1 protein-coding gene is annotated in these 1459 nt (G+C 62.3%); it reads right to left on the bottom strand.

Going from position 1 to position 1459, the window contains the following annotated elements; all coding sequences use genetic code 11:
* Window positions 1-83 precede the first annotated feature (83 nt).
* The gene (locus CWO89_RS44145) at window positions 84-1274 is read right to left on the bottom strand and encodes an ABC transporter substrate-binding protein (RefSeq protein ID WP_130584377.1); all 1191 of its coding nucleotides are present in this window, start codon (window positions 1272-1274) and stop codon (window positions 84-86) included.
* Between the last annotated feature and the right edge of the window lie 185 nt (window positions 1275-1459).

Genomic DNA, 1459 nt, shown 5'->3' with positions numbered 1-1459 from the left:
GCAGCGTGCCCACCTTTTCTTGCACCGAATGTGGATGGTGGGCACGCTGCGCTTTGCCCACCCTACAAGTTGCGGCGCGCCCCTTACTTGTCGCTCAGCACATCGCCGAACAGGACCCATGACTTGCCGTCGAACCGTGCCATCTGAATCTGCCGGATCGGCGTGAGGTTGGTCGGCTCGGTGGTCACCTTGATGCCCGGCAGCAGCATCGGCAGTTCGAGCCCGTTGAGGTTGGTGGCCTGCTTGATGATGTTGTCGCGGCTGAAGTCGTCCTTGCAGTTCTTCAGCACCGCCGCCATCACACCGGCGACCGTATAGCCCTGCACATTGAAGAGGTCGCCGGGACTGGCATTCGGCTGATACTTCTTCATCCAGGCCGAGAATTCCTTCTGCGCGGGATCGTCGGCCCAGCGCGGATCGGTCGGATCCTTCAGGTACAGGCCGGTGACGACACCGACCGCATTCCCCAGGCCGGCCGGCTCTAGCACGGCGGACACGGAATTGGAGACGGTCGGCAGGATGACCAGCGGCTTCCAGCCCATGCCGGCGGCCTTACGCAGCGCCTGCGCGGCGAATTTCGGCGTCGCCTCGGCGAAGAACACATCCGCGCCGGACTCGCGCATCGACACCATCTGCGAGTCGATGGTGGGATCGCTGGTCAGATAGGTCGTCTCCGACACGATCTGGCCGGCATGCTCGCCGAGCCCTTCCTTGAAGCCCTTCAGATAATCCTTGCCGGCGTCCTCGTTCGGCGTGATCACGGCGATCTTGGCGTCCGGCTTGGTCTGCAGAATGTATTTGGCGTAGAGCCTGCCTTCGAGCTCGTAGGTCGGGTTGAAGCCGACGGCCCAGGGGAACTGCTTCGGGTCGTTCCACCGCGTCGCGCCCGACGAGACGAAGAGCTGCGGCACGCGCTTGATGTTCAGGTATTTCTGCACGGCGATGTTGGGCGCGGTGCCGACGGAACTGAACAGCGCCAGCACCTCATCCTGCTCGACGAGCTTGCGCGTCTGCTCCACCGTCTTCGACGGCGAATAGGCATCGTCGAGGCTGTCGAATTCGACCTTGCGGCCGTTGATGCCGCCCTGGTCGTTCAGCATCTGGAAATACGCAGCTTCCGCGCGCGCAATGGTGCTGTAGGCCGATGCCGGCCCGCTGTAGGGCGCGGTGTTTCCAAGCTTGATGGTGGTTTCGGCGCCGAGCGAAGCTGACATCATCAGCATCGAGAGCGCGGCGGAGGCGAAAGCGCCCGCCAGACATTTGCGAGTTGTCACGGTCCTAATCCTTTTTGGTTTTCTTGACCGCGCGCACCATACCAATCGCGCCAGATGAGGCAATCGCACAAGAATTCCGCGTGCCGGCAATTGGGCGCGCGCAATCGTGATCTCAGGCAAGTGGAGGATTGTAAATTCGTAGCCCGGGTGGAGCGGAACGCGTAACCCGGGACATCAGCATCTGA

The sequence above is a fragment of the Bradyrhizobium sp. Leo170 genome (assembly GCF_004296405.1).
Classification (GTDB): domain Bacteria; phylum Pseudomonadota; class Alphaproteobacteria; order Rhizobiales; family Xanthobacteraceae; genus Bradyrhizobium.
Note: the sequence above shows the minus strand (reverse complement) of the source record. Positions and strands in the feature narration are given on the sequence as shown.